This is a genomic window from uncultured Planktosalinus sp. (assembly GCF_963973675.1).
In the GTDB taxonomy this organism is placed as follows: domain Bacteria; phylum Bacteroidota; class Bacteroidia; order Flavobacteriales; family Flavobacteriaceae; genus Planktosalinus.
This window is the reverse complement of the sequence record NZ_CAXBAN010000191.1, coordinates 1-4,945: the sequence shown is the minus strand read 5'-3', so window position 1 is coordinate 4,945 and position 4,945 is coordinate 1. Positions and strand designations below refer to the sequence as shown.

Here is a 4,945-nt window from a genome sequence, read left to right as displayed (position 1 = left end):
AATAGTAGCTGTTTTTGAAACCCACCCTCATGCAGATTTTGTAAGTGGACATTTGCAAATCCAACAAGAAACAGGAGCCACTATTTATGTGAGCAAGCTGGTGGGTGTTGACTATCCTCATACACCATTTGATGAAGGAGATGAGGTGAAAATCGGCAATATATCTATCCGACCTTTGCACACACCCGGACATTCGCCGGATAGTTTGACGTTTGTGGCAGAGGAAAAAGGTCAAATTTCCCTTTTTACAGGTGATACCTTATTTATTGGAAATGTTGGAAGACCAGACCTTCGTGAAAAAGCAGGAAATATGAAAGCCAAACGCATTGAACTAGCTAAGGCAATGTATCATACCATGCAAACTAAATTTAATGATTTGCCAGACGGAGCTTTGGTTTACCCGGCACACGGTGCAGGATCATTATGTGGTAAAAACATGAGTGACGCTGCTTCAAGTACATTGGGAAATGAACGTATGGGTAACTGGGCTTTCCAAACACAAACTGAAGATGAATTTGTTCAAGAAATTTTAAAAGACCAACCTTTTATTCCTGCTTATTTTGGGTTTAATGTGGATGTCAATCGAAAAGGCGCCCAAAACGTTCAAAAGTCAAAATTTAATGTACCGCTCAAAATTTCAATAAATGCACTTGAAGACAATGTTACTATAGTAGATGTAAGGGATGGAGATGAGTATAAAAGGGGGCATTTCCCAAACAGCATCAACATTATGGCGCGGTCTGAAGGTGATAAATATGAAACCTGGCTGGGAGCCATTATCAAGCCAGAGGAGCCTTTTTATCTTGTAGTATCCTCAGTTAAGGATGTTGATGCAATCCTGGAACGCACCGCAAAAATTGGCTATGAAAAACAACTAAGGGGCATTGTGACTCCGGCTGAAAACTTGAAAGTCCATTCTGATGAATTTGATCTGGGAAATTTTAAAAGGCATCCTGAAAACTACACGATTGTTGACATTAGAAACGACAGTGAAACAGCAGAAGGTTTATTGTTTGACAGTGCATTACCAATACCATTGAATGAGTTGAGAGATCGGGCAGATGAAATTCCAAATAACAAACCACTGGTAGTGCATTGTGCCGGGGGATACCGATCTTCAGCAGGGAGCAGCATTTTGGAAAACAAATTTAAAAACCAACAAGTATTTGACTTGAGTGATGCAGTAAATGATTTCTATTAAGGAAATAAAACAATTAAATCTTTAGTAATTCTCATAGGTTTACCGGTAGTTATATCAAGCAGGCACCAAAGTGTTTTGGCTTTAGCTAAAAGTTTGTTGTCTGCTTTTCTTATGATTTCCGTATGGCGTTCACTCGTCACACCGCTGTATTTTTCTACCCGGGTTTTCAAAATCAAAACCTCCTTTTCAAACGCAGGGGCTTTGTATTCAATAAAATGATTGACAACTACCCAGGCAAGCTTTTCGCGTAAAGCGGAATCAGTACTTTCATTCCAGTGCTGTTCTGCGACATCCTGAACCCATTGCAGGTAAACCACATTGTTCACGTGTTTTAGATTATCAATAGCCGATGCCGGAACAGTTATTTCTGATTGAAAGTGATTCAAAATACTGAATTAAAAAAGGGTTTATTCTAAAAACCAAGAATCAATTTGGAAATATAAAAGAACAAAAAGATTCCAAAAATATCATTGCTGGTAGTTATAAAAGGTCCCGTGGCAATAGCGGGATCGATACCCCTTTTGTCTAGAATGATGGGTACAAAAGTTCCCACAAGGGCAGCAACAATGATTACCAATAGCATGGATAGGGCAATTGCCAAGCTCGTTAACTGATCTTGCCCTACTATAAAACCAAAAAGAAGAGCAAGCGCTGCCAATGCAATTCCGTTTAAAAGACTTAACCCCACTTCTTTTAATAAACGGTGGAAAAGGCTTCCCCTGATGTTGTCATTGGCAAGTCCTTGTACAATAATAGCACTTGATTGTACTCCTACATTTCCTGCCATCGCAGCAATGAGAGGGGTAAAGAAAAATAAGATTGGGAACGTCTCCAATGCTTCGTCAAAACCCTGCATTATATAAACACTCCCCAATCCGCCAAAGAGTCCCAAAACAAGCCACGGTAAGCGTGCACGTGAGAGCTGCCATATGGTATCATCTGCTTCAACATCTTGTGAAATACCGGCAGCAAGCTGGTAATCTTTTTCTGCTTCTTCTTTGATGAAATCAACCATATCATCAATGGTGATGCGACCCACAAGGCGGCCTATGTCATCTACCACAGGAATGGCTTCCAAATCATATTTTTGCATAACTCTGGCAACTTCCTCACCTTCGGTATGTACATTGACAAAGTCCACCCTGGGGATGTATATTTCTTTGATTTTGGTTTTGGTGTCTACAGTAAGAAGGTCTTTTAAAGAAAGTCTCCCAATGAGTTTGTCTTTGGCATCCACCACATAAATTGAATGTACACGAGTTACATTTTCTGCTTGACGGCGCATTTCTCTTACACAGCCACCCACGGTCCAGGTTTCTCTCACCCTAACCAATTCTTTTGCCATCAAACCTCCGGCAGAGTCTTCATCATACCTGAGGAGTTCTTTAATGTCTGCGGCGTGGTCTTGGTCTTCAATGTTTGATATAACCTCTTCCTGTCGTTCTTCAGAGAGCTCGGCGATGATGTCTGCGGCATCATCAGTGTCCATTTCTTCCAGCTCGTCTGCAATTTCTTTGGAGGAAAGGTTGTTTAAAATTTTCTCACGGTCGTCCTCGTCGAGTTCCATAAGAACTTCTGACGTTTTTTCACTGTCGAGAAGTTTGATGATATAAGTCGCTTCGTCAAGATTTAACTCGTCGAGTATTTCGGCGATATCTGCGTGGTGAAGGTCTTCAAGATGCAATAATAGTTCCTTGTCGTTTTGTTCTTCGACAAGGATTTCTATTTTTTCGATAAGCTCTGGACTAAGTTGAAACTGCATCGTTTTCTATCTTTTGGGTTAACTCGATAAAGGATTCAAAGCCCAATTGCTCAGGCCGTTTGTCAAAGATAATATCTTCTTTTAAATTTTCGCTTAAAGCGAAGGGTTTTAAGCTGTTTCTCAATGTTTTTCGACGTTGATTGAAAGCAGTCTTCACCACATTGAAAAATAATTTTTCATTACAGGGAAGTGAAAAGTCCTCTTTTCTGATCAACCTTAACACCCCACTATCCACTTTTGGTGGTGGGCTGAATACTGAAGGAGGCACGGTAAACAAATATTCTGCTGTGTAAAAAGCCTGTACTAAAACTGAGAGTATGCCATAGGCTTTACTACCTTCTTTTTCACAGATACGCTGTGCAACTTCTTTTTGGAACATACCTGTAAATTCGGGAATTTGATAACGCCATTCCAGCATTTTAAATACAATTTGTGTAGATATGTTGTAGGGAAAATTCCCTATGACAGCAAACTGAGTGTCCCTGTAGTAATCTGATAAATCAATTTTTAAAAAATCGGCTTCTTCAACCTGAAAACTTTTTTCTTTAAGTAATTCAATGTGTTGTGAAGTGAAGGTAGTGTTTAAATAAGCAACAGACTCTTTGTCTATGTCCATCGCGATGATTTCAACATTTTTTTCAATAAGGTATTTGGTAAGCACACCCATGCCGGGGCCGATTTCTATAACTTTTTTGTATCCTTTTAAAGTGAGTGTATCGGCAATTTTTCGGGCAATATGTTCATCTTTTAGGAAATGTTGACCTAAATGTTTTTTGGCACTTACCTCATTTTCATTGGCTTTTTCTTTTGTTATTGCCGTGTTTTTTGCTCTTTGTTCCTTTTTGTAAAATTTTCTCATTGGGATGAATGTTCACTAATGATTTGAAGCTCTGTTCTGAATGCTACAAATTTTCCTTCAAATGGTTTGCTTTTAGTGCGTAGGGTTTCTGCATCTTCACGGTAGTATTTTTCAAGGGTTTCTTTACTATCTGTGGTATACTGTACAGCATAAGTAATGCCTCCCATTTCTTCTTCTACCAAAACACGGCACATTTTTGCAGCACTAAATTTACCGGTGGCCAGCATATCAGGGATGTGCTCATTTTTCATCCAGTTCAGCCAACGCTCGTGAACTTCTTCTTCTATATTTATCGTGACGTTGTAGATGTGCATGGGTTTATGTTTTGATTGAGCAGTAATCTATTACGGCTATGCTTTTTATTTATTATAGATGAAACGTAATAAATTACGTTTCTATTTATTGACGATGTACAAGGGCGGGGTTTTAATTGATGACATCGCCCCTGATGCTTCTGTATTGTTTTCGGGCTTCCACAAAAAAGATAGAATCCTGGTGATTAAAAATAATTTGTTCGTAAAACTCCTTTGCTTTTTCAGGCTCTAACAAAGTTTTATTGTAAAGTTCTGCCAGGTAAAAAAAGGCGTTATCAGCTAAAATATCATCTGAGTGAAACTCAATGATTTCAAGATAGTTTGAGAGGGCTTTTTGATAGTTTTCGGTTTGCTCATAAATCTTTGCCTGCAGCAGCAGGGCTTCGTCTTCAATTGATTCTCCTTTGTGATTTTTAAGAATATCATTGAGTGTTAAAATTGCCTGATCATATTTTTCCTGAAGCTTGAGCAAGTCAGCTTTGGCATATTTTTTAAGAGCTGTTTGAGTACTGTCATCCAATGAATTGTCGCTAATGAGTAAGCTCAATTCCATGGCATTGTTAGCAATGAGTTGTGAGGTTGATTTTTTCAGGATGTCCAACTGTGTTTTTGCCCACTCAAAATCACCTTTAAAATAGCTTGTTTTAGCCACTTTAAATCGAGCTTCCTGTGCCAGGGGGTCGTTTTTTATTTTGTTTTGAATCTGCGAATAGTAAATGAGGGCTTCATTGAATTTTTCATCAAAGACAAGTATGTCTGCGAGCTCCATAAGTACTTTTGCTTCTTGATATCGGCTCAGATTTTCTTTA

6 protein-coding genes are annotated in these 4,945 nt (G+C 38.9%); 1 reads left to right on the top strand and 5 read right to left on the bottom strand.

The window, feature by feature from the left end:
• On the top strand, positions 1-1,201 hold a 1,201-nt coding region (locus AACY61_RS08530), incomplete at its 5' end, for a rhodanese-like domain-containing protein (protein WP_339611154.1).
• On the opposite strand, the gene AACY61_RS08525 is transcribed toward AACY61_RS08530, so the two are convergent.
• The 5 genes from AACY61_RS08525 to AACY61_RS08505 all read right to left on the bottom strand — a co-directional run.
• Positions 1,198-1,587, bottom strand: coding sequence for an acyl-CoA thioesterase (locus AACY61_RS08525; protein ID WP_339611153.1), 390 nt, complete (start codon positions 1,585-1,587; stop codon positions 1,198-1,200). The genes AACY61_RS08530 and AACY61_RS08525 overlap by 4 nt on opposite strands.
• Before the next feature lie 26 nt (positions 1,588-1,613).
• Entirely contained in the window at positions 1,614-2,963 is a 1,350-nt protein-coding gene (gene mgtE / locus AACY61_RS08520; protein WP_339611152.1) for a magnesium transporter, read from the bottom strand.
• Positions 2,947-3,822 carry a 16S rRNA (adenine(1518)-N(6)/adenine(1519)-N(6))-dimethyltransferase RsmA gene (gene rsmA, locus AACY61_RS08515; protein ID WP_339611151.1) on the bottom strand — a complete coding sequence of 292 codons (876 nt, stop codon included), beginning with the start codon at positions 3,820-3,822 and terminating at the stop codon, positions 2,947-2,949. The genes mgtE and rsmA overlap by 17 nt, the downstream gene beginning before the upstream one ends.
• Positions 3,819-4,136 carry a DUF4286 family protein gene (locus tag AACY61_RS08510; RefSeq protein ID WP_339611150.1) on the bottom strand — a complete coding sequence of 106 codons (318 nt, stop codon included), beginning with the start codon at positions 4,134-4,136 and terminating at the stop codon, positions 3,819-3,821. The genes rsmA and AACY61_RS08510 overlap by 4 nt, the downstream gene beginning before the upstream one ends.
• Positions 4,137-4,248: 112 nt before the next feature.
• The coding region (locus AACY61_RS08505) for a tetratricopeptide repeat protein (RefSeq protein ID WP_339611149.1) at positions 4,249-4,945 on the bottom strand (697 nt) is incomplete at its 5' end.